This is a genomic window from Pseudonocardia abyssalis (assembly GCF_019263705.2).
In the GTDB taxonomy this organism is placed as follows: domain Bacteria; phylum Actinomycetota; class Actinomycetes; order Mycobacteriales; family Pseudonocardiaceae; genus Pseudonocardia; species Pseudonocardia abyssalis.
This window is the reverse complement of the sequence record NZ_JADQDK010000001.1, coordinates 597,358-622,436: the sequence shown is the minus strand read 5'-3', so window position 1 is coordinate 622,436 and position 25,079 is coordinate 597,358. Positions and strand designations below refer to the sequence as shown.

General features: G+C 72.4%; 25 protein-coding genes and 1 pseudogene. 13 read left to right on the top strand and 13 right to left on the bottom strand.

The window, feature by feature from the left end; translation table 11 throughout:
* Positions 1 to 1,575, top strand: a complete 1,575-nt coding sequence (gene lnt / locus I4I81_RS03000) for an apolipoprotein N-acyltransferase (protein WP_225924469.1) — start codon at positions 1 to 3, stop codon at positions 1,573 to 1,575.
* On the top strand, positions 1,572 to 2,204 hold the full coding sequence (locus I4I81_RS02995; protein WP_218601126.1) for a thioredoxin-like domain-containing protein: 633 nt from the start codon (positions 1,572 to 1,574) through the stop codon (positions 2,202 to 2,204). The genes lnt and I4I81_RS02995 overlap by 4 nt, the downstream gene beginning before the upstream one ends.
* Positions 2,205 to 2,229: 25 nt before the next feature.
* Here the strand turns inward: I4I81_RS02995 and I4I81_RS02990 are convergent, their stop codons facing one another.
* A complete protein-coding gene (locus I4I81_RS02990; protein WP_226363708.1) occupies positions 2,230 to 4,014 on the bottom strand; it encodes a cytochrome c oxidase assembly protein in 1,785 nt (594 codons plus the stop codon).
* A 181-nt stretch (positions 4,015 to 4,195) separates the two neighbouring features.
* Here I4I81_RS02990 and I4I81_RS02985 point away from each other — a divergent pair, with 181 nt between their 5' ends.
* Positions 4,196 to 5,026, top strand: a complete 831-nt coding sequence (locus I4I81_RS02985; protein ID WP_218601128.1) for a DUF4394 domain-containing protein — start codon at positions 4,196 to 4,198, stop codon at positions 5,024 to 5,026.
* Here the strand turns inward: I4I81_RS02985 and I4I81_RS02980 are convergent.
* Positions 5,023 to 5,586 (bottom strand): copper resistance CopC family protein, encoded by a 564-nt coding sequence (locus tag I4I81_RS02980; protein WP_218615786.1) that lies wholly within the window; start codon positions 5,584 to 5,586, stop codon positions 5,023 to 5,025. The genes I4I81_RS02985 and I4I81_RS02980 overlap by 4 nt on opposite strands.
* 450 nt (positions 5,587 to 6,036) lie before the next feature.
* Between I4I81_RS02980 and I4I81_RS02975 the strand changes: the two genes are divergently transcribed.
* The 3 genes and pseudogenes from I4I81_RS02975 to I4I81_RS02965 all read left to right on the top strand — a co-directional run.
* Complete coding sequence (locus tag I4I81_RS02975; RefSeq protein ID WP_218604661.1) at positions 6,037 to 6,465, top strand: hypothetical protein; 429 nt, start codon at positions 6,037 to 6,039, stop codon at positions 6,463 to 6,465.
* A 74-nt stretch (positions 6,466 to 6,539) separates the two neighbouring features.
* Positions 6,540 to 7,919 (top strand): multicopper oxidase family protein, encoded by a 1,380-nt coding sequence (locus I4I81_RS02970; RefSeq protein ID WP_218615785.1) that lies wholly within the window; start codon positions 6,540 to 6,542, stop codon positions 7,917 to 7,919.
* Between the two features lie 154 nt (positions 7,920 to 8,073).
* Positions 8,074 to 8,402: pseudogene (locus I4I81_RS02965) on the top strand (winged helix-turn-helix domain-containing protein); the annotation flags it as partial.
* Positions 8,403 to 8,405: 3 nt separating this feature from the next.
* Here I4I81_RS02965 and I4I81_RS02960 read toward each other — a convergent pair.
* Positions 8,406 to 9,704 (bottom strand): HAMP domain-containing sensor histidine kinase, encoded by a 1,299-nt coding sequence (locus I4I81_RS02960; protein WP_218604657.1) that lies wholly within the window; start codon positions 9,702 to 9,704, stop codon positions 8,406 to 8,408.
* Positions 9,705 to 9,854: 150 nt separating this feature from the next.
* Between I4I81_RS02960 and I4I81_RS02955 the strand changes: the two genes are divergently transcribed.
* Complete coding sequence (locus tag I4I81_RS02955) at positions 9,855 to 10,832, top strand: hypothetical protein (protein ID WP_218604656.1); 978 nt, start codon at positions 9,855 to 9,857, stop codon at positions 10,830 to 10,832.
* Between the two features lie 500 nt (positions 10,833 to 11,332).
* Here the strand turns inward: I4I81_RS02955 and I4I81_RS02950 are convergent, their stop codons facing one another.
* The 4 genes from I4I81_RS02950 to I4I81_RS02935 form a co-directional block, all read right to left on the bottom strand.
* Positions 11,333 to 11,686 carry a P-type ATPase actuator domain-containing protein gene (locus I4I81_RS02950; protein ID WP_372453649.1) on the bottom strand — a complete coding sequence of 118 codons (354 nt, stop codon included), beginning with the start codon at positions 11,684 to 11,686 and terminating at the stop codon, positions 11,333 to 11,335.
* 410 nt (positions 11,687 to 12,096) lie between these two features.
* A complete protein-coding gene (locus I4I81_RS02945; protein WP_218604655.1) occupies positions 12,097 to 12,807 on the bottom strand; it encodes a phosphatase PAP2 family protein in 711 nt (236 codons plus the stop codon).
* A complete protein-coding gene (locus I4I81_RS02940; protein ID WP_218604654.1) occupies positions 12,804 to 13,433 on the bottom strand; it encodes a DedA family protein in 630 nt (209 codons plus the stop codon). Before I4I81_RS02940 ends, I4I81_RS02945 begins: the two co-directional genes overlap by 4 nt.
* A gap of 27 nt (positions 13,434 to 13,460) precedes the next feature.
* Positions 13,461 to 14,615 (bottom strand): phosphodiester glycosidase family protein, encoded by a 1,155-nt coding sequence (locus I4I81_RS02935; protein ID WP_218615784.1) that lies wholly within the window; start codon positions 14,613 to 14,615, stop codon positions 13,461 to 13,463.
* 146 nt (positions 14,616 to 14,761) lie between these two features.
* Here I4I81_RS02935 and I4I81_RS02930 point away from each other — a divergent pair, with 146 nt between their 5' ends.
* The gene (locus I4I81_RS02930; RefSeq protein ID WP_218605792.1) at positions 14,762 to 15,043 is read left to right on the top strand and encodes a YggT family protein; all 282 of its coding nucleotides are present in this window, start codon (positions 14,762 to 14,764) and stop codon (positions 15,041 to 15,043) included.
* 83 nt (positions 15,044 to 15,126) lie between these two features.
* Here I4I81_RS02930 and I4I81_RS02925 read toward each other — a convergent pair whose 3' ends face one another.
* From I4I81_RS02925 to I4I81_RS02910, 4 genes are all read right to left on the bottom strand, one after another.
* Positions 15,127 to 15,540, bottom strand: coding sequence for a superantigen-like protein SSL4 (locus tag I4I81_RS02925; RefSeq protein ID WP_218605791.1), 414 nt, complete (start codon positions 15,538 to 15,540; stop codon positions 15,127 to 15,129).
* A gap of 63 nt (positions 15,541 to 15,603) precedes the next feature.
* Positions 15,604 to 16,413, bottom strand: coding sequence for an FAD:protein FMN transferase (locus I4I81_RS02920; protein WP_218605790.1), 810 nt, complete (start codon positions 16,411 to 16,413; stop codon positions 15,604 to 15,606).
* Positions 16,410 to 16,883, bottom strand: coding sequence for an FMN-binding protein (locus I4I81_RS02915; protein WP_218605789.1), 474 nt, complete (start codon positions 16,881 to 16,883; stop codon positions 16,410 to 16,412). Before I4I81_RS02915 ends, I4I81_RS02920 begins: the two co-directional genes overlap by 4 nt.
* 26 nt (positions 16,884 to 16,909) lie before the next feature.
* The gene (locus I4I81_RS02910; protein WP_218605788.1) at positions 16,910 to 18,286 is read right to left on the bottom strand and encodes a ferredoxin reductase family protein; all 1,377 of its coding nucleotides are present in this window, start codon (positions 18,284 to 18,286) and stop codon (positions 16,910 to 16,912) included.
* A gap of 217 nt (positions 18,287 to 18,503) precedes the next feature.
* Here I4I81_RS02910 and I4I81_RS02905 point away from each other — a divergent pair, with 217 nt between their 5' ends.
* From I4I81_RS02905 to I4I81_RS02885, 5 genes are all read left to right on the top strand, one after another.
* Complete coding sequence (locus I4I81_RS02905) at positions 18,504 to 18,887, top strand: hypothetical protein (RefSeq protein ID WP_218605787.1); 384 nt, start codon at positions 18,504 to 18,506, stop codon at positions 18,885 to 18,887.
* Positions 18,888 to 19,082: 195 nt separating this feature from the next.
* Entirely contained in the window at positions 19,083 to 20,450 is a 1,368-nt protein-coding gene (locus I4I81_RS02900; protein WP_226363566.1) for an IS4 family transposase, read from the top strand.
* Between the two features lie 30 nt (positions 20,451 to 20,480).
* Positions 20,481 to 21,179 (top strand): response regulator, encoded by a 699-nt coding sequence (locus tag I4I81_RS02895; RefSeq protein ID WP_218603489.1) that lies wholly within the window; start codon positions 20,481 to 20,483, stop codon positions 21,177 to 21,179.
* Positions 21,176 to 22,480 (top strand): sensor histidine kinase, encoded by a 1,305-nt coding sequence (locus I4I81_RS02890; RefSeq protein WP_218603488.1) that lies wholly within the window; start codon positions 21,176 to 21,178, stop codon positions 22,478 to 22,480. Before I4I81_RS02895 ends, I4I81_RS02890 begins: the two co-directional genes overlap by 4 nt.
* An 83-nt stretch (positions 22,481 to 22,563) precedes the next feature.
* Positions 22,564 to 23,475: a metallophosphoesterase family protein gene (locus tag I4I81_RS02885; RefSeq protein ID WP_218603487.1), complete on the top strand. Its 912-nt coding sequence runs from the start codon at positions 22,564 to 22,566 to the stop codon at positions 23,473 to 23,475.
* Positions 23,476 to 23,603: 128 nt separating this feature from the next.
* Here I4I81_RS02885 and I4I81_RS02880 read toward each other — a convergent pair whose 3' ends face one another.
* Together I4I81_RS02880 and I4I81_RS02875 are read right to left on the bottom strand one after the other, a co-directional pair.
* Complete coding sequence (locus tag I4I81_RS02880) at positions 23,604 to 24,173, bottom strand: acyltransferase (protein ID WP_218603486.1); 570 nt, start codon at positions 24,171 to 24,173, stop codon at positions 23,604 to 23,606.
* 349 nt (positions 24,174 to 24,522) lie between these two features.
* Positions 24,523 to 24,891: an ArsR/SmtB family transcription factor gene (locus tag I4I81_RS02875; RefSeq protein ID WP_218603485.1), complete on the bottom strand. Its 369-nt coding sequence runs from the start codon at positions 24,889 to 24,891 to the stop codon at positions 24,523 to 24,525.
* Positions 24,892 to 25,079 lie beyond the last annotated feature (188 nt).

The window sequence follows — 25,079 nt, the reverse complement described above, 5'->3', positions numbered from 1 at the left end:
ATGTGCCGAACAACCGGCCGAGCCGGACTGAAGGGACACGCCATCCATACGGATCTGCCGCCGGCACCGGGAGCCGCGCCCGTTCGCGTCGACCGGCCGGGCGCCGCCGGTCCGGCGACCCGCCTGCGGTTCGCGATCCTGCTGGCCGCCGGCGCGGGTGCGACCTGGGCGCTCGGGGCACAACCCCGAGGATGGTGGCCGCTGCTCCCGCTCGGGGTGGCCGCACTGACCGTCGCCCTGCACGGGCGCGGGCTCCGCGCCCGGCTCTGGCTCGGCGGTCTGGCGGGCGCCGTGTTGTACGGCACCACGCTGGGCTGGCTCACCGGCTTCGCCGCAGCCGGGTACGTCGCGATCGCAGCGTTGGAGGCCGTCATGCTCGCCGTTGCGGTCGGTCTCGTGCCCACCGCCCGCAGCGGTCGTTGGGCGGGAGGCTGGTGGGCGCTGCCGGCCGGGCTGGTGCTGCTCGACGCGACGCAGACCCGGTTCCCGTTCAGCGGCTTCCCGCTCCCCGCACTCGTGCACGCGCAGCTCGACGGCCCGTTCGTGTTCGCTGCGCCGCTGGGCGGTTCGCTGCTGGTCACGGCCGTGGCCGCCACCACGGGCGTCGGCCTGGCCGCGCTGGTTCTCACGAGCGGCCGGGCTCGGCTGATCGCAGTGGGTGTAGCGGTGGCCGTGGCGGGTGTCCCCGTCGCCGTGGGCGCGGCCGTGGCCACCGCCGACGCCGGCAGCCTGGACGTCGCGGTCGTGCAGGGCGGCGGGCCGCGCGGTCTCCGCGCGGTGTTCACCGACCCGCAGGACACCACCGACCGGCAGTTCGCCGTGGCCGAGCAGATCACCGGCTCCCCCGACCTGGTCCTGTTCCCGGAGACCGTGATCAGCGTCGACGGGTCGATCGCCGGCTCGGCGGCCGACGCGCGCACCGCCGAGCTCGCCCGGCGCCTCGACGCGCCGGTCGTCGTCGGGGTCGTGGAGAACCAGGGCACCGGGTTCCGCAACGCGGCGGTGCTCTGGGGCCCCGACGGCACGATCCTCGGCCGCTACGAGAAGGAACACCGCGTCCCTTTCGGCGAGTACATCCCCGGGCGCGAACTGCTCAGCCGCGTCACCGACCTCACCGCGCTCGTGCCCCGCGACGCCATCGCCGGCGAGGGCACCGCCGTGCTGGAGTCGCCGGCCGGGCCGCTCGGCGTCGTCATCTCTTACGAGGTGCTCTTCGCCGATCGCGTGCGCGAGGCCGTCACGGCAGGCGGCAGGATCGTCCTCGTGCCTACCAACGCGGCGTCCTACGTCACCGAGGACGTGCCGGCGATCGAGGTGGCCGGCGCCCGGATGCGGGCCCTGGAGTACGGCCGCACGGTTCTGCAGTCGGCGCCCACCGGCTACTCCGTGGTGGTCGCTCCCGACGGGCGGGTTCTTGCTCAGAGTGAGCTCGGCGGCCCGGCCCTGCTGCGCGAGACGGTGCCGCTGCGCACCGGTCTGACGCCCTACGCCCGCACCGGGGACGGCCCCATGCTGGTGCTCGCCGCACTCGCCCTGCTGCTCCCGATACTGGTGCGCAGGCGGGCCGCCCGATGAGCGAGCAGCCGGAGGACCGGCCGGTCGGCCGGTGGTCGCGGATCGGCGGACCGCTGGTCCTGCTGTTGGCCGCCGCATCGTTCGGGGTGGTCGCGGTGAGCGTCCTGATCCCGTCCGATGCCGAGCGGGAGCTCGCCTCCTTCGCCCCCTCGGCGGAGCAGCCCGATCCCTCGACGAGGATCCCTGGGATCGTCGTCACACCGATCGCGGACCACGACCATGAAGCTGCCGCGACCGGCTCCCCCGCCGACCGCAGGGCCGTCCCCCCCGTCGGCGGCCCGCACAACCCGGGGTACACGGCGTGCGACGGCGTCGCCTACCCCGATCCGATCCCCGACACCGACGCCGTGCACGCCCTGGAACGGGGCGCGGTCTGGATCACCTACGACCCCGCCCGCACCGCTCCGAACACGGTGCAGGCCCTCACCGTCACGCGGGTCACCGACGCCGACTTCCTGTTCATGTCGCCCTATCCCGGTCTCGACAGCCCGATCTCCCTGCAGGCGTGGGGACACCGGCTCGCCCTCGACACCCCCGACGACCCGCGATTCGAACTGTTCATCCGGGCGCTGAGCGACAACCCGAACACGACTCCCCTGCCGGACGCCGGCTGCGCCCCGGGCACCTGACTTCCCTCGGCCGCGCACCCCGGAATCACCGTGCTCGCGCCCGTGCCACCCCTACCGCGATGATCGGGACGAGCGCTACCTGTCCCACCAACCACACGACGCCGGCGACGCGTTGCTGGTCCAGCAGGTCGGGTACCCACGGCAGGCCCAACCCCCGGTAGAACGTCGCGGCGATCGGCTCGGTACGCAGTAACAGGCCGATGCCGACCCCGGCTTGGACGAGGACCAGGAGGGCCACCGCCCGACCGCGGGCGACGGCCCCGCTCGTCAACGCCCCGACCAGCACGACACCGACCACCAGGAGCAACACGTCCAGGGCCAGGCGACCCGGCTGTGACGAGAGCAGGGGGTCGATGAGCCCGAACCCGTACAGCATCGCCATGGTCGCCGCGAAGACGAGCACCGCGGGGAACGGACGGCACAGCACGGCGACCGTCGGGTGCGCGAGCACCCGGTTCACCTCCGGCACCGCCAGCCGGGCGAGCGCCAGCGGCGCCCCAAGCACCAGGAGCAGGGGTGCCACCAGCGTCAGCAGCAGCTGCGCCGCGACACCGACGCTCAGCATCGCCGCGCCGTAGCGACCGAGACCGGACGAGGTCGCGAGGAGCACCACAGCACAGCCGGCCAGCCACGCCGACGACCGGCGAATCGGCCACACCCGTCCCTCCGCGCCCAGCCGCCGCACGCCGGCCAGATAGGCCACCAGCATCACCACGACGACAACGACGAAAACAAGGTCCGGTCGCCCGTCGACGACAAGACCGCCGACACCGGAAGGTGGCCCGGCCAGCTCGTACCCCAGCTCCTCACCGGTGCGCGAGGGTTCGTCGGTCTCCCCCGGGGCCGGGGGCGGCGTCCGCCCCAGACCGACGGCCAGGCCGATCGTGGCCAGCATCAGCAGCACCTCGCCCGCCCCCAGCCGCAGGAGCGCGCGGCGGTCACCCCGGACGGCCGGGGCCAGAGCGCTCCGCCGGTGCAGGTAGCCGAGAACCCCGAGCAGCACCAGCGAAGCCGTCTTGGCCACCGCGATGACCCCGTAGCCGGACAACAGGTTCGGCAGCGCCAACGGGATGCGGACGGCCAGGTTGGCCAGCCCGGACAACGCCATCAGCCCCCAGCACCACGCGGCGGTCACCGAGAAGCGCGGCAGCACCGTGCCCAACTGGTCGGGAGAGGGACGCGCAGCGAGCGACAGCACCGCGATGAGCCCGCCGACCCATACCGCCGCGACGACGACGTGGATCATCAGGCTGTCGGTGGCGAGGTCATGCGACCCCCCGACCGCGGAATGTCCGGTGGCCGCCACCGGCAGCAGCCCGACGACCGCAGCCGCCAGGAGCACGCCGGCCCACCCCCACGTCAGGGTGGCCCGGCAGCCGACCGCGATCAGCGTGGCCAGTACCGCGGTGAGCAACCACGCCGCCGACGTCGGAAGCAGCGGCAGGGCTGCGGCCAACGGACCGAGGGCCAGCACGTCACCGACCGGGCGGCCCAGCACCTCGGCCACGGTCAGCGGGACCATCACCAACGCTGCCCCCGCCCACAGCCACGCGCATCCGGCAGCCACACGGACGGATCGGTACCCCGCGACGTCGAGGTACCCGCTGGCCTGTGGGGCCGCCAGTACCGCTGCGAGCAGCAGGAACCCGACCGTCGCCGCCGCACCGACGTCGGCCACCACCCGTACGGCAGGCAGCCCGTATCGCACGACGAGCCCAGGATCCGGCAATCCGAGGACGTCGGCGATCGCCGACCCGGCGGAGGCCGTCAGCCACAGCGCCGCGAGCAGACCGAGCGACGTCCCGGCCACGACAAGGGGTCCGATGGCCGACCGATATCGCCCCACCCGGACCGGTCCGGAGGGCGTGACCTGCTGATGTGGCATCTACACACCGTAGAACCCGCTCGGTCGGATGAACGCCGCGGGCCGGTCGTGCGTAGGAAGGGTCGGCGTACCACCGCGCCCGCGTTCCACACCGAAGGGCCCACTCATGCGCACGTCCCTGAAGGCCGGCCTCGTCACCATCGCCACCGGCGCGCTGCTCGCCGTGCCGCTGTCCGCCGCTTCGGCCACCGAGCAGCACGCCCTCGACGTCGTCGGCCTCGTCGACGGCATCACGCTGGTCGACTTCGAGACCGACGACACCGACCAGCACGGCGCCACCGACGTCACCGGCCTCGACGGCGACGTCTCGCTCGTCGGGATCGACTACCGAGTACAGGACGGGGCCCTCTACGGCGTCGGCGACGCAGGCGGCATCTACACGATCGACAAGCACGGCACGGCCACCACGGTCGCCCAGCTGAGCATCGGCCTCGACGGCGAGCTCTTCGGCGTCGACTTCAATCCCGCCGCCAACGCACTGCGGGTCGTCAGCGACACCGGCCAGAACCTGCGCCAGCCCTTCGCCATGCCCGGTGCCCCGACGGTGGCCGACACCGCCCTGACCAACCCGGCGGTTGCGCCCGCCACCGGCACCACACCCGCCGCGGGGGTGACCGCGGTCGGGTACACCAACAACGACGATGCGGCCGGTACCGCCACCACGCTGTTCGCCGTCGACACCACCGCCGACCGGGTCGCAATCCAGTCCCCCGCCAATGCCGGGACGCTCGCCCCGACCGGCGGTCTGGGGGTCGACGCCGGCCCGGACGCCGGAGCCGACATCTACACGGCCGCCGGCGGCAACCGGGCCTTCGCGACGCTGGAGGTCAGCGGCACGCGCGGTCTGTTCGAGGTGGACCTGCTCACCGGAGCGGTCGAGCACCTCGGGGCGCTCGACGGCGTCACCGACATCGCCCTGCCGATCGACCAGGGCTAATACGTCGAAGCTCGGCGCCGCCCGCTGAGCCATCGCACCGCCACCACCGAGCACCCGATCACCGCCGCACCACCCACCAGCCACGCCCATACGTGGAGGGATGGATGTTGGGTGGCTTCCCCGTGGTGACCGGAGCCGGCGGCGGCGGTGGGCGGCGTCGCGCGCTGTCCATGAACAGGGCCGCTGGTCTGGCGGACGACAGAGCCCGTCACCGTGAAGCTGATGCTGCCGCGAACGGGATGGCCGTCGGTGGCGACGGCTCCGTACCGGAGGACGTACTCGTCGTTGATCAGGGTCGGCAACGGCTGCACGACCACGGTCCGCGTCAACGTCGGTGGAGCGAGTTGGGCTTGGAATCCAGTCGAGCCGATCAGCCTGATGGTGACGGAGCCCGCATCGAGCTCGTCGCCGAACTCCAGCGTGACCGGACGGGTGACCCCGCCCACTGCCTCACCGTCGACGGGATCACTGCGCACGAGGTCGGAGTGGGCCAGCGCCTGGCTGCCTGTGAGCAGCACCAGCGTCGCTGCGATCAGCGGCGCGCCGATGGTTCGCAGCACGAGCCCGACCCGACCCGACCCGACCCGACCCGACCCGACCCGACCCCGAGCATGCGTCGCTGCCGCCACCGTCGCCATCCCTCCACGAGACCCCGTGCAGAGACCGCCGAGATCGCCAGCCCGCTTGGGCTCCCGGGGTCGCAACTGTATCCGTGACCTGCGCCGGATCTCCTCCACCATGCGGACGGCGGTGACGAAAGTCGGCCTGTCCGCGAATTCATCCTCATCAGCTGCTCCACGGGAGGATCGATGCGCCGACTCGCATGCGGAACCCGGAACCGCGTCATCACCCTGCGTGCGGTCGTCGTTCTGTCACTCCTGCTGGTCGCGGCAGCCGGATGCGGCAGCGCCGCACCGACCGACGCACCGCTGGCCTCCGGCACCGCCACGAGTTCCGAAGCGAGACCGGACACGACGTTCGTGGGCCGATCGGCCGACGGCATCATCGCTGTGGCCATCGCCGTTCACAACGGTCGGGCCACCGGGTTCATCAGCGACGGCCTCGAGATCGGTGTCTGGTTCGACGGCGCGGCCACCGGCGGACTGCTCGATCTCCGCGCACTCGACGGGTCGACGCTGGTCGGGGGGATCCACGGCCGCGTCGTCCACGGTGGGGTCACCCGCGGCGACGGCGCCGAGTGGTCGTTCGTGGCCCTGCTGGGAGAGGAACCGACCGGCCTCTACACCGCCACCTCCAGCACGGACACCGACGACCGAATCGGCTGGATCCGGTTCCCTGACGACACCGTGGTCGGTACAGCCGACGTCGGGGGCGCCACCGGGCCGGCTCCATCGATTGCACCGACGATCACCATCGAGGACACACGATTCGAGCCATCCCACCCCGTGGTCGGCGGAACCGGGATCGGACCAGGATGACGGCAGGAATCCATCACGGGAGGGGCCGGGACGTACCCCGGCGAGACACCTGGACGCGCCGCGAGCTCCTGACGATGGCCGGCGCCGGCGCGGGAGTTCTCGCGCTGGGCGCCTGCTCCGGCATCACCCTCGCCGGGACGTCCCAGCTCGGGCCGGTCACGACGCTCGGGTTGGACGCCGGGCAGGTCCAGCTCGACCTCGAAGGCAGATCCGTCCAGACCTGGGGCTACAACGGCACCGTCCCGGGACCGGAGATCCGGCTCCGAGAGGGAGAGACCCTCCGTGTCCCGCTGCGCAACGGGCTCCCCGACCCGACGACGGTCCACTGGCACGGCATATCGCTGGTCAACGCGATGGACGGGGCCCCGTTCCTCACGCAGGCGCCGGTCGAGCCGGGCGCCGGTTTCGACTACGAGTTCGTGGTACCCGAGGCCGGCACACACTGGTACCACGCCCATGTCGGGCACCAGCTCGATCGGGGCCTCTACGGTGCCCTGATCGTGGAGCCGCGCCACGAGGAGCTGTCCTACGACCGGGAGTACACGCTGCTGTTGGACGACTGGCGCGACGGGCTCGACAACCGACCCGAGAACCCCACCGGCCACGGCGACCACGACCCGACGAACAGCCCCGCTCTCCCCGCCGATCCCCGCGAGCGCGTCTCCTTCGGCGGCCGCTACTACCCGCTGACCCTCGTCAACACCCGACCCCCGGCCGACCCGTGCACGCTGGACGTGCGCCTCGGCGAGCGAATCCGCCTACGCGTGATCAACACTGCTGCCGACACAGGCTTCCGCTTCGCCATCGGCGGCCACCGGTTGACCGTGACCCACGCCGACGGCATGCCGGTACAGCATGTGACCGTCGACGCCATCCGTATCGGCATGGGCGAGCGCTACGACGTGCTCATCGACGCCGACGCCCCGGGGGCGTGGCAGGTGGGAGTCATGCCGGAGGGACGAACCGGATACGGCCGAGCGATCCTGCGCTACCTCGACGCCGCCGGATCCACCGCACCGCCACCCGACCTGCACCCCACCGAGCTCGACGGGCGACTGCTCACCTACGAGGACCTTGTCAACACGGGCAAGCAGGAGACCCCTGCAGCCGGTTCCCCGGACCGGACGTTCGCCTTGACCCTGTCCGGAACCGACATCCTCGCCGACGGCCTCGACCCCACCGAACCGTTCCTCGTCGACTCCGGCGAGTGGGTGCGCTTCACCCTGCGCAACGAGAGCATGAAGTGGCACCCCATGCACCTGCATGGTCACCATTTCCGGGTGTCCACCGCCGGCGGGAACGGGCCGATCAAGGACACCGCCGCGGTTCCGGCGCGAGGCGGCGAGCTGACGTTCGACTGGCGCGCGGACAATCCGGGCGCCTGGATGTTCCACTGTCACAACCATTATCATATGGAGGACGGAATGATGCGCACCGTCACATACCGGGCCTGAGCGACGATCACTTGGTACCGCAGGCCACCCGCGCCACGTGGGTACTCAGCTCCCATCTCGTGAACTGATGCGTCGAGCCGGCCCGCATTGATACTTGCCGTTCAGGAGGGACGCAAGGCCTGGCGGGGCGATTCGTGCTGCGCGCCACTTCGACCCGATGACGATGCCCCCATGGATGCGGATGGGTGATCTCACCGTCGACGTCGGCGGCCGAAGAGCCAGCGTCGCGGGACACGACATCGCGTTGCGGCCCCGGGAGTTCGATCTGCTGGCCCGCCTGGCCGCCGAGCCGGGCACGGCCGTCGCCGGGAGACGCTGATGGCCGAGGTGTGGGACGAGCACTGGTTCGGCTCGACCAAGACGTTGGACGTGCACGTGGCCGCGCTTCGGAGCAAGCTCGCGGGACACCGAGGCGAGCTGGCCGTGCCGCAGATCGTGACTGTGCGTGGACACGGCTACCGGATCGAGGTGGACCGGGCGTAGCACTCATCGTGCGCGTTCGGCCGGCAGCAGCAGGGTGAACACCGGTGGCGCAGGGCTCGCCAGACGCAGGTGACCGCCCTCCGCCTCGGCAAGCCGCCGGGCCAGGGCGAGGCCGACCCCGTGACCGTTGGCCGCGGCGGAGCGCCGGAAGAACAGCTGGTTCGCCGCGTCGGCAGTGATCCCCGGCCCGCCGTCGGCGACCTCGATCCCCACCGCGTCGCCGGCATCCCTCGCCGACACCTCCACCGGCCCGGCGCCGTGGGTCAACGCGTTGTCCAGCAGCACCGCCAGCACCTGCCGTACTGCCGCGGCCGACGCCACGGCAGGCGGCGTCTGCGGGTCGACGCTGACGCGCAGCGCCCGCCCCTCGTCTCCCAGCCGCGTCACCCACGGCTCGGTGGCCTCGCGCAGGAAGAGCGAGATGTCCAGCACATCGACCGGCCCGTGGGTATCGCGAGCGAGCGTCAAGAGTTCGTCGACGGTGCGCTCGATCCGTCCGGCCGAGTCCAGCCCCTTGTGGATGGCAGAGCGGAGATCGTGCCCGGGCCGAACCAGCGCCGCTTCGAGCCCGAGCCGCAGCGTCGTCAACGGCGTTCGCAGCTGGTGGGACGCATCGGCGGAGAAGGCCCGTTCGCGCGCCAGCAGGTCGTCGAGCCGGACGGCAGTCCGGTTCAGCGCGCTGCCCACCGCGTCGATCTCGACGTACTCGACCGTGGGCACCCGCACGCTGAAGTCCCCGTTGCCCAGGCGCCGGGCTGCGGTCGACAGATCGTCGAGGGGGCGGGCCAGCCGCGCGGCCTGCCTGCGCGCCAGCAGCCACACGACGCCGATCGCCACGAGTGCGAGGCCGAGCATCCCGAACCACGCGAGCCCGACCGGCCACAGCAAGGCGTCCCGGGAGCCCGACACCCGCACGACACCGACCACATCACCATCGTGGGTGACCGGTACCGCAACGATCAGCTCGCCGCCTGCGGACCCGGTGCTCGGGGTGCCCTGCGCCGCTGCGCGCACGTACGCGTCGGGGCGGTCCGGACCACGGCCGCGGATGTAGATCCCGTCGTGGTCATAGACGGACAGGAACGTCAGCGTCGCGTCGTCCTCCAGTTCGTCGGCCGCAGGGACCCCGTCGTCCGAAAGTGTGGCGGCGACCCGCATCGCGGCGCGGTCGGCCTGGCGTTCGAGATCGAGGGACTTGTACGCCTCGGCGTACTGGGCGACCGCCACCGCGAGCGGCAGGCCGAACAGAACGAGGGCCACGGTGGCAGCGATCACCGCGATCGTGACGATCCGGCTCCGCACCCAACACCTCCCGCGCCCCCGGTCGGCACCGGGCCAGGCCTTGGATCGTAGTCGGGTGCCGGACCGTCATACTCAGTTGACGTCGGCATTTGCTTTTCGCTAACCCGGAGCGCACCGGTCACTTGCCCTCCGCTCGCTAGCGTCGCCCGGGTGAGCACTCAGGTCGCGCCTCGGTTGCGCATCGTCTATCGGTCCTCGGAATCGGAGAACGACAAACCCCGCCCGAGCTACTACAGCAAGACGCTCGCGCTCGCGTCGGTCCTGCGGGCGGCGGAGTCCCTCCCGGTGCGGCCGGAGTTCGTGTTCCTCAACGACGGCGGCATACCCCCGGAGCGGCTGGCCCTCATGCAGGCCCACGGAACGGTGCGTGCGCTCGACGGCGGCAGCAACCGGAAGACCTTTCGCGCGGCGATCGCGCGGGAGGCGGCTTTGGCGACCTCCTCCGACGACATCGTCTGGTTCGCCGAGGACGACTACCTCTACGCTCCCGGCGCCTTCACGACCCTGATGTCCGCGGCCGCGACCTTCCCGCACGTCGACTACTTCTCCCTCTACGGATCCGACGCCCTGGACCCGACGACCGGAGGGAGACGACCGACCCTCCGCGACAGACCCGGCGCGGAGGCCGATTCACAGGCGCAGGCGGTCGGTGCCACCACCTGGTTCCGCGCCTATGCGACCACGAGCACGTTCGGGGTGCGCAGCAGCATCCTGCGGGCCGATGCGGCCCTGCTCCGGCTCCTGCCCTACACCGGGGGCGCCTGGGACACCGCGACCTGCCTCGCCTACCAGGGCTACCGGCCGTTTCGCGTCGCCGATCTGCTGCCCGACGGAGACACACACCTGCCGCGAGCGATCGCACGCGGGCTCGTTCGCGCCGCGATCAACCTGCGCTCCATGCGCCGACCGTCCCGCCGCCGGGTACAGCTCGGCGCAGATCCCGAGCAGATATGGCACATGGAGGTCCTTCGCCCGACGACGCGCACGCCGCCCAGCGCGAAGACGATCACGACCGATTGGGGGCGCCTCGCGGTGGACACGATGTTCTGGGCGGCCGATCGTGGCATCCCCGTCCCGACCGGGGCGGGTCAGCGCATGATCAAGCCGGGCTGCCGGCGCGGGTCCTGACCGACGTCGACCGGTCCCGACAGGGCGAATCGGGCGGTCAATACAGTCAGATCGGTTCGTCGGCCGACCCCGCGGCGCCGGTCCGTCGACGCGGCGCCACCTCTCTCCCGCACGATCCGCTTCTGTGTCTCGTTCGAACACCCTCGGCAGGGATCCGTCGATCCGACCGAGAGGTGACAGGGCCTGTGTCGACACCAGCCCGGCGAATTGGACCGAGCGGCGTGCCCGGCCCCGGCCCGCCGCACGTCCACGTCACGGACATCTCCCGGTCCCTCGGCTTCTACCTGGACCTGAGCTGTGACGTGCGCGAAGCCGCCGACGGGTGGGCGCTGCTCCGTTGCGGACAGGTCGAGCTGGTGCTTGTGCACATCCGGGTGCTGACGCACGAGCGCCTACCGACTACGCCTGTGGCCCGGCTGCCCACGTGCGACGTCCGGGCCGTACGCCGACGGCTGGCAGCCGACGGCGTGCCGGTCGGTCCGCTGATCCGGCCAGCCGGCTCAACGGGCGAGTTCGAGGCCACCGACCCCGACCTGAATCGCCTCGTCATCGAACACGTCGGGACGTCTCCGAGGAACCTCGACGATCCCGGTCAACGAGTTGTCCTCGGCGGTACTGGTGACCCGCACCTCCTGCGCCCCGAGCCGTTGACCGCACCGGCGAACGGGCCCGGCCTCGACCGGTACGGACTCCCCGGTGATCGCCGAGAGGTCCAGCGCGGGGCGGCCTGTGATCCGGCCGTCGGTGGCGAGGCGCTCCCCCGGCAGGACCAGCATGAGGTCCCCGACCCGGATCGCGGCCGGAGCGGCGACGACCTCCGCGCCGTCGCGCAGCACGGTGGCCTGATCGGGCACCGACAGCAGCGCCCCGCAGCCCGCAGCGGGTGCGGGCCAGCGAGTAAGCCTCCAACCCCTCGCTGACGGAGAACAGGAAGGCCAGATGGCGGCCTCGCCGACCTCACCCGGGAGCAGGGCCCCAACGGACACGTCCCACAGCCGCTCCGGACGAGTCGGGGTGGGGCCAGATCAGACCATCACAGTCGGCCAGATGGGCTTCTCACTCTCACTGCCTACGACGCCAGAGGCACCCACGGTCGATGCGGCGATGGCGCGAGCGTTCAGCGCGAACGCGATCCACTGCGGCACGGCGTTCAGCACGTCGGAATGTGGATGGTGGCGGCGAGCAGCGCCGCAGAGCCGGTGAACAGGATGACGCCCGAGCACCGAGCCCCGGCCTGTGGATCCGTCATGACCATGTTGTCAGTTCACGCAACGGCTCCGTCGACCGCCGTGGGAGGGAATGGCGCTGGGCCGGACCAGGGCCTTCTCGGACCGGCAACCCGGTACGTGCGGTGCAGCGCTGCCACCGCGACGAGCCCGGCCACCACCGCACCGCCCAGCAACCATCCCGCCAGGACGTCGGTGGCCCAGTGCACACCGAGGTAGAGCCGGCTCAGCCCGATCATCAACACCGCTGACACCGCCGCGACGACCGTCGTGGCCCGTACGCCTGCGCTGCGGGTTCCCTTCAGCAGCACGCCGGCCACGGTAAGGATGACCACCGCCGATCCGAGGGTGTGTCCGGATGGGAAGGACGCGGTCGTCTCCGCGACGAGTTGGACCGACTGGGGTGGCCGGACGCGGCCGACCAGCGCCTTGATCGCCATGACGAGCGCACCCGCCGTACCGGTCGCAGCGAGGAGAAACGCTAGCCGGCCCCAATGCCGGCGGGACACCGCCCACAGCGCCACCACCGCGGCCAGCACAGTCATGGCGAGGGTGCCGCCCAGGTTGGTGATCACCGTGGCCGCCACCGATTCGACGGGACCCCGATGCATGACGAACCAGTCCAGCACCGGCTGGTCGATGCCGGTGATCCCGTTCCTTTCCACGACATCGTCGGTCACCGAGGCTGCAGCGAGGACGAGCACGGTGGCCGATCCGGCCGGGGCCAGGATGTCGGGACGTGGCGTCATCGGCCGGCCTCCGGTGTCCCGCGCCGACGCTTCACGATCTCGACGGCGAGCGGCAGCAGGGACACCGTGACGATCAGCGCGACCACGGGGAGCAGGTACCGGTCGACGCCCGGGACGGTGTTGCCCAGGGCGTATCCGGCGAGAACCAGCCCGACGGTCCACAGCAGCCCGCCGATCACCTGCCAGCGCACGAACACCCGGGCCGGTGTGCCGAGCGCTCCGGCCATCGGGTTGAGGACGGTGCGGACAACGGGGATGAAGCGGGCGAGCACGATGGCGCGGCGGTGGCCGTAGCGGTCGAGGAGCCGCCGGGAGCGGTCCATGGCGGCGAGCAGGCCCGGGCGGGGGGAGCCTTCGCGCAGCGCCGTGCCCGCCCTGCGACCGATGAGGTAGCCGGTCTGGGCCCCGACCAGGGCGCCACCGGCGGCGGCAAGCAGTACCCACGGTAGGGACAAGGCCGCGCCTGCGGCGGCCGAGGAGCTGAGCAGGCCCGCGGTGAACAGCAGGGAGTCGCCGGGGAGGAAGAAGCCGACCAGCAGGCCGGTCTCGGCGAACAGGATCACGAAGATCCCGATGGCGCCGAACGTCGCGATCAGGGTGGCGGGGTCGAGGAGGGCGAGGGACATCGTGGTCCTTCCGGGGGCCGGGCCGGGTCAGCGCAGGGTGACGGCGACGAAGTCGCGCTGGTCGGGCGTCAGGTACCGGTCGTTCGGGCCGGGCATGCTGGGCAGCAGCTTCGTCGGGGTCAGCGCGCCGCCGGCGGCGTGGGTGTAGGTGAACATGTCGACCATCTGGTCGTGGATGTCGAGTTCCATCGCGGTGACGGCGCCGGCCTTGCTCAGTGCGTCGGCGAGGGTGGCGAGGGTCAGGTCCTGGCCGCCGACGTAGATCAGGTTGCCGGCGGTGTCGACGCCGAGACCGGAGCGCCAGGTGTATTGCAGCTGGTTGCGCGCACTTCCCCAGGTTCCGCCGGCGTTGGTGTCCAGTCCGGCGACGGGTGCTCCGTTGTCGATGATGAGGTCGAGGTTCTGGCGGACCGCGACCACGTCGGGCCCGGCGGTGACGTCGCGGCCCCACTGGCCGATGGTCGCCGTGCCGTCGCGGTGAATCACCAGCGACGCGGCGCCGTCACGCAGTGAGACCGAGGTGCGGCCGTCGGCGAAGTAGCCGCCGTGGGCGTCCTTCATCTTGAACCCGGAGTTGAACGTCGCGACCAGGGCCGGTCGCATCGACGGCGGTACCTGGGCTCCCTCCGGGCCGGCGGATCCGGTGGGTTGACGGGTCCCGGCGATGACCTGGGTGCGGACGAGGTTCTGGTCGATGCGCGCGACCCCGGCGACCACGCTCGGGTGCTGCGCATCGGGCCGGACGAACGTCGTGTACACCGCCGGTGCGCCGGTGCTCGACGGGGCGCCCGCCACCCACACGCCCTCGCCGCGGACCGGCGCCGCTCCGGGCAGCGCCGCCAGGGCGGCGGGGGGTGCGGCGGGCCCGACCGGCGCCGTGGCCGCGCCGGCTGCCGGCAGCCCCGCGGGGTCAGGTGTTCGGGCCGACGGCCCTTGCGCGTACCAGTAGTTCTCGATCAGGTCGACCAGCCCACCCCCGCCGTTGTCGCGCACCCACTCGACGGTGCGCACGGTGAAGCTCGCGTTGCCGGGGTAGGCCAACGCCTGGGTGTAGGACACCGACGGCCAGATCATCAGCGCGACGAGCGCGGCGACGATCCAGCGGGCCCGCCTCGGGGACCGTCGGTGCCGCGGCGGCGGTGGGGGTGGGGTGGTCGGCCGTGGCGGAGCGGTGATGGTCATGGTCGCGACGCTAGGAGCGAACGCATTCGCCGACGCCCAGCTCAGGGTTAGCGGACGGGAAAGCGCTCCGCGGCCTACTCAGCGTCCTCTCAATCGGCAGCGGTGACGCTGGGAGCAGGGCAACGACCCACTACAAGGAGTGCAACATGACCGTCATCGGAGTCCTGCTGGGTACGCTGTTGCTGATCTTCCAGGTCGCCCTGTTCGCCCGGCTCGTCGTCGACTGGGCCGGCGTGCTGGCCGGCGGGCCGGAGCCCGGGTGGCGGCGCGGGGCCCGCCGCGCCACCCACGCCGTCACCGAGCCGGTGCTCGCGCCGGTGCGCCGTGTGCTGCGCCCGGTCCGGATCGGGTCGGTCGGCCTGGACCTGGCCTTCCCCGTCGTGTTCCTCGCGGTGGTCCTGCTACGTCAGCTCGTGCTGACCCTGTGATCGGCTGACGGGATACGGCGTGGCCCGCCACCCGATGCGGACGGGTGACGGGCCACGGTGCCGCCGGATCGGCGGTTACCTCCTCACTTCCCGGTGGCGGAGCCTGCGGGCTCGTCGGCGTGGTTGCCCTCGTCGCCGGTGGCCTCGTGCTGGGCGTCGTCGGTGTCCGGCCCGGCTGCGGCCTCCCCGGCATCGGGCGCCTCGGGGCCCTCCGCCGCCTCGCTCTGCGGGGTGTCGGCGGTGTCGCCGGGCTCCGGGGCGTCGGTGCCCTGCTGGCCGGGCTGGTCGGCGGTGTCGCCGGGCTCGGGGGTGTCGGTGCCCGGGCCGACCTGGTTGCCGGACTGGCCGGTGGGGCCCGTCTGGACGGCCGCGACCTGGGTGGCCGCGGTCGTCGGGACGGTGGGCGCCGGGGTCGAGGCCAGCGCGGTGCCGGCCCCGATCCCGCCGAGCGTCAGAACGGCCAGGGTGCCGACCACCAGATTGCGCTTGATGTCCACATGTCCTCCTCGATGTGCCGGTGCGGGTCACCGGACGACCCCGAGGGTGTCGGCGCCTTCCTGTCAGGACGCTGAGTACGACCGGGAACCCGGACCGATCGGGGCGGCCCGCCGGGCCCATCCGGGCGTGACCAGCGTGTCCCCGTCGATGGTGACGAGAAGCGCGTCGTAGTCGGCGACGGTGTCGAGCCAGTCGAGGGCGGCCGGGCCGGCCGCGGACGCGGCGGTGGCGAGGGCGTCGGCGAGGCCGAGGTCGGGACCGACGACAGTGGCCGAGGCCAGCCTGGTGACCACTCCGCCGCTGCGGGGATCGACGGCGAGCGAGCCGCGCTCGTACCCGCCGGAGGTGGCCACGGCCCCGCCACACACCGTGACGGTGTCGAGGATGCGGGTCCGGTCGTGCGGGTCGACGACCCCGATCCGCCATCCCGGCGCGCCGGCCGGGTCCGCGGTGCCGCGCACGCAGACATCACCGCCGGCGTTGACCGCATGGTCGGTGCACCCGCGGGCGGTGAGTTCCGCGGCGGCGCGCTGCGCGGCCCAGCCCTTCACCAACCCGGTCGGGTCGTAGCCACCGGGCATGCGCCACGGATCGAACCATCCCCGGGTCAGGTCCCGGGCCCGCCGGCACTGCTCGTCGACCTCCCCCGTCCAGGGATGGCCCTCTCCCCGGGCGAACAGCCCGGCCCGGAGCCGGCTCACGTCGCTGCCGGGCTTCCACGGGCTCAGGATGCGGTCGGTCTCGTGCAGGACGTTCATCGCGGCGGCGACCGCGGCTGCCGAGCCGGCCGCACCGCGCAGATCGGCCGGACCGCGCAGATCGACGGTGACGACCGTGCCCATGACGTGCTCGACGTGCACCACACCCGTCACGCTCCACCCCCGGCAGTGGTCGCGGGGGCGCGGGCCGCGTCGAGCGCGGCCTGCAGGCTGCTCCGGTACCCGGCGCTGGTGTAGGTGGCCCCGGACACGGTGTCGATCCCGGAGCCCTGCCGGTCGAGGGCCTGCTGCGCCAGCCGGGGCTCGGCGTAGCGGCTGATCTCCCCGGACGTCCCACCGGTCGGCAGCGCCACGGCCCGCACAGCGGTGATCCGGTCACCGGTGAGGGTCACCTCGACCTGGACCGGGCCGTAGTCGTTGCGCACGACCGGCCCCGTCGCCACCACGACAGCCGGGGCCGGGGACGCCGAGGTGGTCGGCGCACCGGGCACCGCCGGGGCGCTCACCACCACCCGCGCCACCGGGTCCGCGGCACCGGTGAGCGCCCCGTAGGTCGTCAGGATCGGGAGTGCGATCGCCAGGCCGGCGGCGACGCCGACCACGGTGGTGCGGACGGGATGCATCGGTGCCTCCAGGCTGGAGCAGTGGATCACAGGTGGAACGTCTCGGAGTGCAGGTGTGCGGGCGCGACGCCCAGGCCGCGCAGCGTCGCGACGAGGTCGGCGGTCAGGCCGGGCGGCCCGCATAGGTAGGCCTCGCGCTGCCCGATGTCCGGGACCATCGCGAGGAGCTGCGCCGGTCCCAGTGACCGGCCGGGCGAGGTCGCCGGTCCGCGCGGCCCGGTGACCAGGTGCACCCGCACCGCCGGGCGGGCGGCTGCGATCCGCCGCAGCTCGCCGTGCAGGACGGCGTCGGCGACGGTGGACGCGCGCTGCACCACCACTGCGTCGACGTCGCGCGGCAGGTCTTCCAGCAGCGCCCGGATCGGTGCGATCCCGGAGCCGGCCCCCACCAGCAGGACCCGGGGGCGGGTGCGGGCGTCGCGGGTCAGCACGCCGTAGGGGCCCTCGAAGGCCACGCGGGTTCCCGGCCGCAGCCGGGCCAGCGCCGCGGTGCCCTCGCCGACCAGACGCGCCGTCAGCCGCATCCCGTCCCCGCCGGGTACTGCGGACACGCTGAACGGGTGGCTGCGCCACCAGCCGTCCGCGGTCAGGAACCGCCAGCGCAGGAACTGCCCGCCGCGGATGGCGAGCCGGTCGAGGTCACGCCCGCGCAGATGCACCGACACCACGCCCGGGGCCTCAGCCACCACGGCGTCGACCCGGACCCGGTGACGCGCCGTGCGCCACATCGGCAGCACGACCCGGTAGATCAGCACCGCGGCGAGCACGATGACGAGTTGCGCGGCCCACCAGGCCCGCAGCACCGGGCCGTCCAGCACCACGGTGCCGGCGTCGAGCTGGTGACCGAACGCCAGCAGCACCGCGGCGTAGGTGCCCAGGTGCAGCAGGTGCCAGCCCTCGTAGGGCAGGAACCGGCGCACCGCCCCGACTGATACCACCGCGGCCACCAGCAGCAGCCCGACGGCGACCGTCGCGTCGAGGTAGTCGCCGCCCAGCGTCCACAGCTGCGACCACCATCCGCTGCCGTCCCGGGCGCTGTAGGCCACCGCGATCAGCACCGGGTGGGCGAGCACCGCGGCCAGGGTCGCCGGGCCCAGCGCGCGATGCCAGCGCAGCAGCCGGTCCTGGCCGACGGCCGCCTCCAGCCACGGCACCCGGGCCGCGAGCAGCACCTGCGCCAGCACGAACACCTCGGCCAGCAACCCGGTCATCCGGCCGCCCCACAGGGCCAGCCCGCCTGGTGCGGCCGCATCGATACCCAGGCGGGAGACCCCGAGGGCCAGCACGATGCCGACGTTCACTCCACCCAGCGCGAGCAGCAGGCTCGCGGTCCCGTTCCGGTGCTCGCGGCGATGGCGGAACTCCGCCCGTGCATGCACGGGTGCATCGAGCACGCTCGACATGAGACCTCCTCGGCCGGCGCGGACGCTCCCGCCAGCCACTCCGACGCTAGGCAGTGCTGGGCTAGCGCACGCCCCAGCGACGGTGTGCAGCCGGTGTGAGAAGTCCGAACCGCGGCCTCACCGTGCGCGGCGCGGTGCTTGGCCGACGATGCGGCACCGTCGTCACCGGTCCCACCGCTGCCCGGCGGGTGACCCCGACGAACCCCAGGAGTCCGTGATGCCCGCGAAGACCCGAACGATCCGTCGTGCCGCCGCGGTGGCGGTGGCCCTGGCCGGGATCCTGCACCTGGTGCTGGTCCCCGAGTACCTGGCCGAGCTGCCGTGGCTGGGCGTGTCGTTCCTGGTCGCCGCGGCCGGCACCGGCTGGGCGGCCTACCGCCTGTGGGGCCGTGACGACTCCGCGGCGTGGGCGGTGGGCGGTGTGCTCTCGGCCGGCATGATCGTGGGCTTCCTGGTCAGCCGCACCGCCGGCCTGCTCGGGTACCTCTCTCCTGACGTCACCGAGGGAATCCCGGCGCTGGTGGTCGAGTTGGCGTTCCTGGGGCTCTTCGCCTACCGCACGGTGACGGCGACGCGACCGGTCGGCGCCAGGCGGTTCTGACCGCCCGCCCGGGCCCGGACTAGGGTCAAAGCCGTTCAGTTAGCGGTCGCGGCTGCTGGTCAAGGATCTTGTTGCGGCGTGTCGTTGCCGGAGATGGGAGCGGAGCTCCGGTAGGAGAGGGCGTCCTCCAAGACAGCCTCGACACCACCGGGAGCTCCGCTGAGCGCGAATTCTGTCATCACCCGGGTCGTCACCGTGGCCGGTGGGTGTTTCGCTCCTGGTCATCTGGGCGAGTTGACCCGGATTGTGCCCTTCGAGATGGTCGATGCCGCGTTGGTCGAGACCCACAGCGTGCAGCGGCGGCTGCGGTTGTTGCCCTCGCGGGTGGTGGTCTACCTCCTGCTCGCGGCCGGGTTGTTCACCGAGATCGGCTGGTCACAGGTCTGGGCGCGGCTGTGCACGGGCCTGGACGGGCTGGGGGTGGCCACCCCGAGCGCGAGCGCGTTGGCCGCCGCCCGAGCCCGGGTGGGGGTGGCGCCGTTGCGGGTGCTGTTCGACCTGCTGCGCGGCGCCGAGACCGGCTGTGTGCAGATCGGCGCCGCCCGCGCCGCCCGCCCGGGAGTGTTCTGGCGGGGCCGGTTGGTCACCGCGGTGGACGGCACCATCCTGTGCTGCCCGGACACCCCGGCGAACCTGACCGAGTTCAGCAAGGGCGGCAGCTCGCACGGCACCACCACCGGCTATCCGATGGTGCGGGTTCTGGCGCTGGTGGCGTGCGGCACCCGCACGATCATCGACGCGGTGTTCGGCACCGACCGGGTCGGTGAACTCGGCTACGCCCCACAGCTGCTCGCATCGACCCGGGCCGGGATGATCGTGCTCGCCGACCGCAACTTCGCCGCCGCCGACTGGATCACCGCACTGGCCGCGACCGGCGCGGACGTGCTGGTCCGGGTCAAGAACCACCGCCGACTCCCGATCTGCCGCACGCTGGCCGACGGGTCGTCGGTGTCCCGGATCGGCCGGGTCGAGGTCCGAGTGGTCACCGCCAAGGTCACGATCACCACCAGCGACAGCGCCCGGACCGAGACCTACCGGCTGGTCACCACCGTGCTCGACCCCGACGTGCCCGCGGTCGAGATCGTCGGGCTCTACCACGAACGCTGGGAGATCGAGACCTGCTTCGCCGAGCTCAAGTCCACCAGCCTGGGCGGGCGGGTCCTGCGCTCACGCACCCCGACCGGGGTCGCCCAGGAGATCTACGCCCTGCTGATCACCTACCAGGTGCTGCGGATCGCGATCAGCGACACCACTCTGCACCGAGCCGACGTCGATCCCGACCGCGGTAGCTTCACCGTCGCCCGCCACGCCGCCCGTGACCAGCTCATCGCCGCCGCCGGCATCATCGCCGACACCGTGCTCGACCTCGTCGGCACGATCGGCCGCCACGTCCTGGACCAGCTCCTGCCCGCCCGCCGAGTCCGAACCAACCCGCGCGTGGTCAAACGCGCGATCTCCAAGTACGTCGCCAGCACCGCCAAAGGCCGCCACCGCGGCCCCAGCCGCCCCGCGCTGATCACCATCGAGATAGAACCGATCTTGACAGCCCAGCCACCGGACTAACTGAACGGCTTTGGGACTAGGGTAGCTCTGGTGAGCCCCCGGGTGTTGATCGTGGAGGACGACGACCTGATCGGTCCCAGCCTGCAGCGGGCGCTCGAGGCCAGTGGCTACATCGCCGAGCGCGTGGGCGACGGCGCCACCGCGCTGCCCCGGGTCCGCGACGGTGCCGTCGACCTCGTGCTGCTCGATCTCGGCCTGCCCGACACCGACGGGATCGACCTGGCCCGGGCGATGCTCACCAGCAGGCCAGGGTTGCCGATCGTCATGTTGACCGCCCGGGCCGAGGAGGCGGACGTCGTCACCGGCCTGCACGCCGGGGCGGTGGACTACGTCACCAAGCCGTTCCGGCTCGCCGAGCTGCTCGCGCGGGTCCACGCACACCTGCGCGCCGCCCGGGAACACGACGAACAGGGCCGGGTCATCGGGGTCGGGGACCTGCGGGTCGACGTCGCCGCCCGGCGGGCCTGGACCGCGGGCGGTGAGGTCGAGCTGCGCGCCAGGGAGTTCGACCTGCTGGCACGGTTGGTCCGCTCGGCCGGGGAGGTCGTCACGCGCGAGCAACTCATGTCCGACGTCTGGGACGAGCACTGGAACGGCTCGACGAAGACCCTCGACGTGCACGTGGCCAGCCTGCGCCGACGCCTGGGTGAGGAGCCGGGCATGCCCAGCCGGATCACCGCCCTGCGCGGCGTCGGCTACCGGCTGGAGACCCCCATGATCCGGATATGAGGCGGCGGATCCTGCTCACCGCCGTCGCGGTCTGCGCCCTCGGGATCGCGGTTCTGTTCGTGCCGTTCTCGCTCCTGGTCCGCGACCAGAGTCGCGCCGAGGACCTCCTCGAGCTCCAGCGGATGGCCGCCGTCGCGGCCCACCGGATCCCCGATCCGGCGTTCGGCGTCATCGAGATGCCCCAGCTCGGGGACGGGGAGTCCGAGCACTTCTATGCCGTCTACGACCGTGCCGGCCGACGGGTGGCCGGGGACGGCCCGGCCACCGCCGATCCGGTGGTCGCCGCCGCGCTCACCCAGACCGCCGCGGCCGGTGTGATCGGCGACGAGATCATCGGTGCCGTTGCGCTGGGCCCGGGCGGTGGCGAGGTCACCGGCGCCGTCCGGGTCACCGAACCGCTGGCCGAGAGCTTCGCCCGGACCCGCGACGCGATCGCCGGGATCCTCGGTCTCGCCCTGGCCGCCATCGCAATCGCCGCCGTGGCCGGATCGTGGCTGTTCCGGCGACTGTTGCTTCCGCTCGACCGGTTGCGCAGCGCGGCGGGCCGCCTCGGCGACGGTGACTTCACTGTCACCGCACCGCGTAGCGGCCTGCCCGAGCTCGACCAGGTCGCCGCTGCCGTCGACTCGGCCGCCGAGCGGATCGGGCGCCTCGTCGAACGCGAACGGGCCTTCTCCGCTGACGCCTCACACCAGCTCAAGACCCCGCTCGCCGCCGCCAAGGTCGTGGTCGAGACCGAGCTGATGGTCCCCCGTGCCGATCGCACCGCCGTCCTGCACGAGACGCTCGAGGCACTCGACCGGATGACCGCAACGGTCACGCAGCTGCTCACCCTCGCCCGCGACGACCACTCCGCGCGCGCACCGATCCCGGTCGACCGGCTGCTGACCGACGCCGAGCAGCGTTGGGCGAGCGCCTTCCACCGGGCCGGGCGCCGCCTGCACGTCGACGACGGCGCCGGCGTCGACGTGCATGCCTCCGCCACCGCGCTCGCTCACGTCCTCGACGTCCTGCTCGACAACGCCCTGCACCACGGCGCCGGCAGCGTCGCGCTCGCCGCGCGACGCGTGGCGCAGGGGGTCGTCGTCACCGTCGCCGACACCGGCTCCGTCGCACGCTCGGCAGATCAGATGTTCCACCGCCGACAGCCCGGCGCGGGCGGCACCGGGATCGGGCTGGCGCTGGCCCGGACACTGGCTGATGCCGAAGGGGCCCGTCTGCGGCTGCAGGAACCCGACCCCACCACCTTCGAACTGCTCCTGCCGACCTCCCCCGCGTCGCCGATCCAGCGACGAGCGTGAGCGGGTACTCAGCGTCCTCACAGCGCTTCTCCCCCAGATTGGCGCCAATGCGGCCGAGTGCAGGGAGCAGGGGCCGGTGGCACATGAGAACCTGCGCCGGAGTGATCGTGGTGGCCCTCGTGTTGGTCACGCTCGCAGTGGCAGTGGCCACCCGGATCGGGGCCGCCGCCCCGCACGGCTCGCCGCTCGCGTCACCGGTGGCGGGAGCCGCCCCGTCGGCGCTCCCGGGTGCACCATCGATCAGGGTGGCGGTCGCCGGGGACACCGGTACCGCCGACGCGGCCGAGCAGCGGACCGCCATGGTGATCGACGGTCAGGAGGCCGCCCGCGAGTACGATGCCCTGCTACTGCTCGGTGACCTGATCTACGAGACCGGGGACCCGGCGCTGATCGGCCCGGCCGTGACCGGCCCGTTCGCAGGCGTCCTCGACGCGGGGACGCAGCTCGTGCCGTTGCTGGGCAACCACGACATCAAACAGGGCGCCCAGCAGCAGATCCTCGCCGCACTCGGCCGCCCGACATCCTGGTACGAGCAGCGGATCGGCCCGCTGCGGTTGGTCGTCCTTGACTCGACCCGTATCGAGGACCCGGCCCAGACCGCGTGGCTCGAGCAGGTCCTCGCCACCCCGGTCTCGCCGACGGACTGGACGGTCGTCGCGATGCACCACCCCGCCTTCTCCGCGGGCTACCACGGGGCCGACGCCGACGTGCTGGACGTGCGCGACCGGTGGGCACCGTTGTTCGCCCGCTACCGGGTCCCGCTGGTACTGGCCGGGCACGACCACGACTACCAGCGCTCGCTGCCGCAGGACGGCGTCACGTACGTCGTCTCCGGTGCCGCGGCGAAGCTGCGCCCCACCGGTTCCCAGCCCTTCACGGCGGTGAGCGCCTCGACCCGCCACTTCGTCGACCTGCTCGTCTACTCCGACCGGCTGGAACTGCGCGCGGTGGACCAGCAGGGACGATTAGTCGACGCCACCACGATCACCCGCTGACCACGGGCCGTGACGTACCCGGGTGGCATCCGGGACCGGGGGTCGCCTTCCTTCCCGTGTCCGGCAGGGCCGGTGACGCGGTCGCCCTCGGGCCCGTGATCCCCGTCCGGCGCCCTGCCGCACGGCGATCAGGACGCCGAGCCGGCCGCGGGAACTCGGCTCCGCTTCACCTCGGCAGGTACGCCCGCCACGACCACGTTGTCCGGCACGTCCTCGCGGACCACGGACATCGCGGCGACGACCACGCCCGACCCGATGCGGACCCCGCGCAGGATCACGCAGTGCGCGGCGATCCAGACGTTGTCCGCGATGGCGATCGGCGCGACGACGTGGCCTTGGGAGCCGATGAGGCGGCGCGGGTCCGCATGGCGGTGGTCACCGCTGTTCATGACGGTGTAGGGCCCGATCGCGACGTCGTCGCCGACCGTCACCCAGTCGTGCCCGGTGATGTGCACGCCCTGCGCAAGAATGACCCGGGACCCGATCCGGATCTTCTCGGGACGATGCAGGTATACCGATCCGAACAGCTGCAGGCCGCTCCCGCAGGCGGGCAGCGTCGCCTCGTAGAAGCGCGACTGCAGACACGGCCCACCTCGCGTCCGCGGCAGGACGGCCACCAGGCTCTGCATCAGGTACCACCGCTGCGACCCCACCGGGGTGACGCGCCGAAGCAGCGCATACGCCAACTCCTTGATCATCCCGATCGCTCCGATCTCCGGCAGTAGCCGCCGAACCAGTCCATGTGCCGGCGGCACGATCGAGGTCAACGGGCCTCTGGGTGGCAGGACGCGTCACCTACTTCTCGCGGGTCGGCCGGCTTTCACGGTCGTGGCCTCCTCCTGTGCCTCTCCAGGCCGACGCTAGCGGGGTGATGGCAACGCTTCGGTTAGCCGTGGGCAAGCAGCTGACCGAACGCCCGACGTCGGCGACGAGGCGCCACCCGCGGACGGTCGGCGTCGGCGTGGACCACGACGTTGCAGGGCGGCAGAGCTCGATCTGGCGGCCCCAAATCGGTGGTCCGACGTTCTCGGGTTGCACGATCGGTGGTCACAGACCGGTTCGGTGGTGATGCGGGATGTTGTGCACGAGGTGCCCGGCGAACTGGTAGGCCTCGTCGACCAGATCATGCAGGTGGTCGCTGGCGATGCGATAGAGCATCCGGCGCCCGTCGCGGCGGGCGTGAACCAGGCCGGCCAGGCGCAGCCGCGCGAGGTGTTGCGACACCGAGGACCGCGACGCGTCGACCTGGGTGGTGAGCGTGCTCACGTCCTGCTCGCCGCCGGCGAGCAGGCGCAGCAGGTGCAGCCGGGTGGGATCCGCCAGATGCCCCAGTACCTCGGCAGCCAACCCGAGCAGATCACTTGCTTCCGGCTGTCGCCCAGGACTCGCACCAGCCATGTCGTTGTGTGCGCGCATATTTGCATAATGGTCCCGAGCAGGCCATCCTGGCAACTGTGAGCGACACACGAGCAGCAGACCCCGGCCGCGGTGCCGCGGCGGGCGACCCGGGCGAGCAGGCCCCCGAACACGAGCACGCCCGGCACGACGGGAACGGTCACGGTCACAGCGAGCCCGGCGAGCACGGGCACGGGCACGGCCACGCC

Bases quoted from the DNA above. Each gene is read 5' to 3' on its own strand.
- I4I81_RS02935 (WP_218615784.1), bottom strand. From the start codon at position 14,615: ATGACCATCACCGCTCCGCCACGGCCGACCACCCCACCCCCACCGCCG.
- I4I81_RS02995 (WP_218601126.1), top strand. From the start codon at position 1,572: ATGAGCGAGCAGCCGGAGGACCGGCCGGTCGGCCGGTGGTCGCGGATC.
- I4I81_RS02885 (WP_218603487.1), top strand. From the start codon at position 22,564: ATGAGAACCTGCGCCGGAGTGATCGTGGTGGCCCTCGTGTTGGTCACG.
- I4I81_RS02905 (WP_218605787.1), top strand. From the start codon at position 18,504: ATGCCCGCGAAGACCCGAACGATCCGTCGTGCCGCCGCGGTGGCGGTG.
- I4I81_RS02970 (WP_218615785.1), top strand. From the start codon at position 6,540: ATGGCCGGCGCCGGCGCGGGAGTTCTCGCGCTGGGCGCCTGCTCCGGC.
- I4I81_RS02940 (WP_218604654.1), bottom strand. From the start codon at position 13,433: ATGTCCCTCGCCCTCCTCGACCCCGCCACCCTGATCGCGACGTTCGGC.
- I4I81_RS02985 (WP_218601128.1), top strand. From the start codon at position 4,196: ATGCGCACGTCCCTGAAGGCCGGCCTCGTCACCATCGCCACCGGCGCG.
- I4I81_RS02880 (WP_218603486.1), bottom strand. From the start codon at position 24,173: ATGATCAAGGAGTTGGCGTATGCGCTGCTTCGGCGCGTCACCCCGGTG.
- I4I81_RS02930 (WP_218605792.1), top strand. From the start codon at position 14,762: ATGACCGTCATCGGAGTCCTGCTGGGTACGCTGTTGCTGATCTTCCAG.
- I4I81_RS02910 (WP_218605788.1), bottom strand. From the start codon at position 18,286: ATGTCGAGCGTGCTCGATGCACCCGTGCATGCACGGGCGGAGTTCCGC.
- lnt (WP_225924469.1), top strand. From the start codon at position 1: ATGTGCCGAACAACCGGCCGAGCCGGACTGAAGGGACACGCCATCCAT.
- I4I81_RS02890 (WP_218603488.1), top strand. From the start codon at position 21,176: ATGAGGCGGCGGATCCTGCTCACCGCCGTCGCGGTCTGCGCCCTCGGG.
- I4I81_RS02875 (WP_218603485.1), bottom strand. From the start codon at position 24,891: ATGCGCGCACACAACGACATGGCTGGTGCGAGTCCTGGGCGACAGCCG.
- I4I81_RS02945 (WP_218604655.1), bottom strand. From the start codon at position 12,807: ATGACGCCACGTCCCGACATCCTGGCCCCGGCCGGATCGGCCACCGTG.
- I4I81_RS02915 (WP_218605789.1), bottom strand. From the start codon at position 16,883: ATGCATCCCGTCCGCACCACCGTGGTCGGCGTCGCCGCCGGCCTGGCG.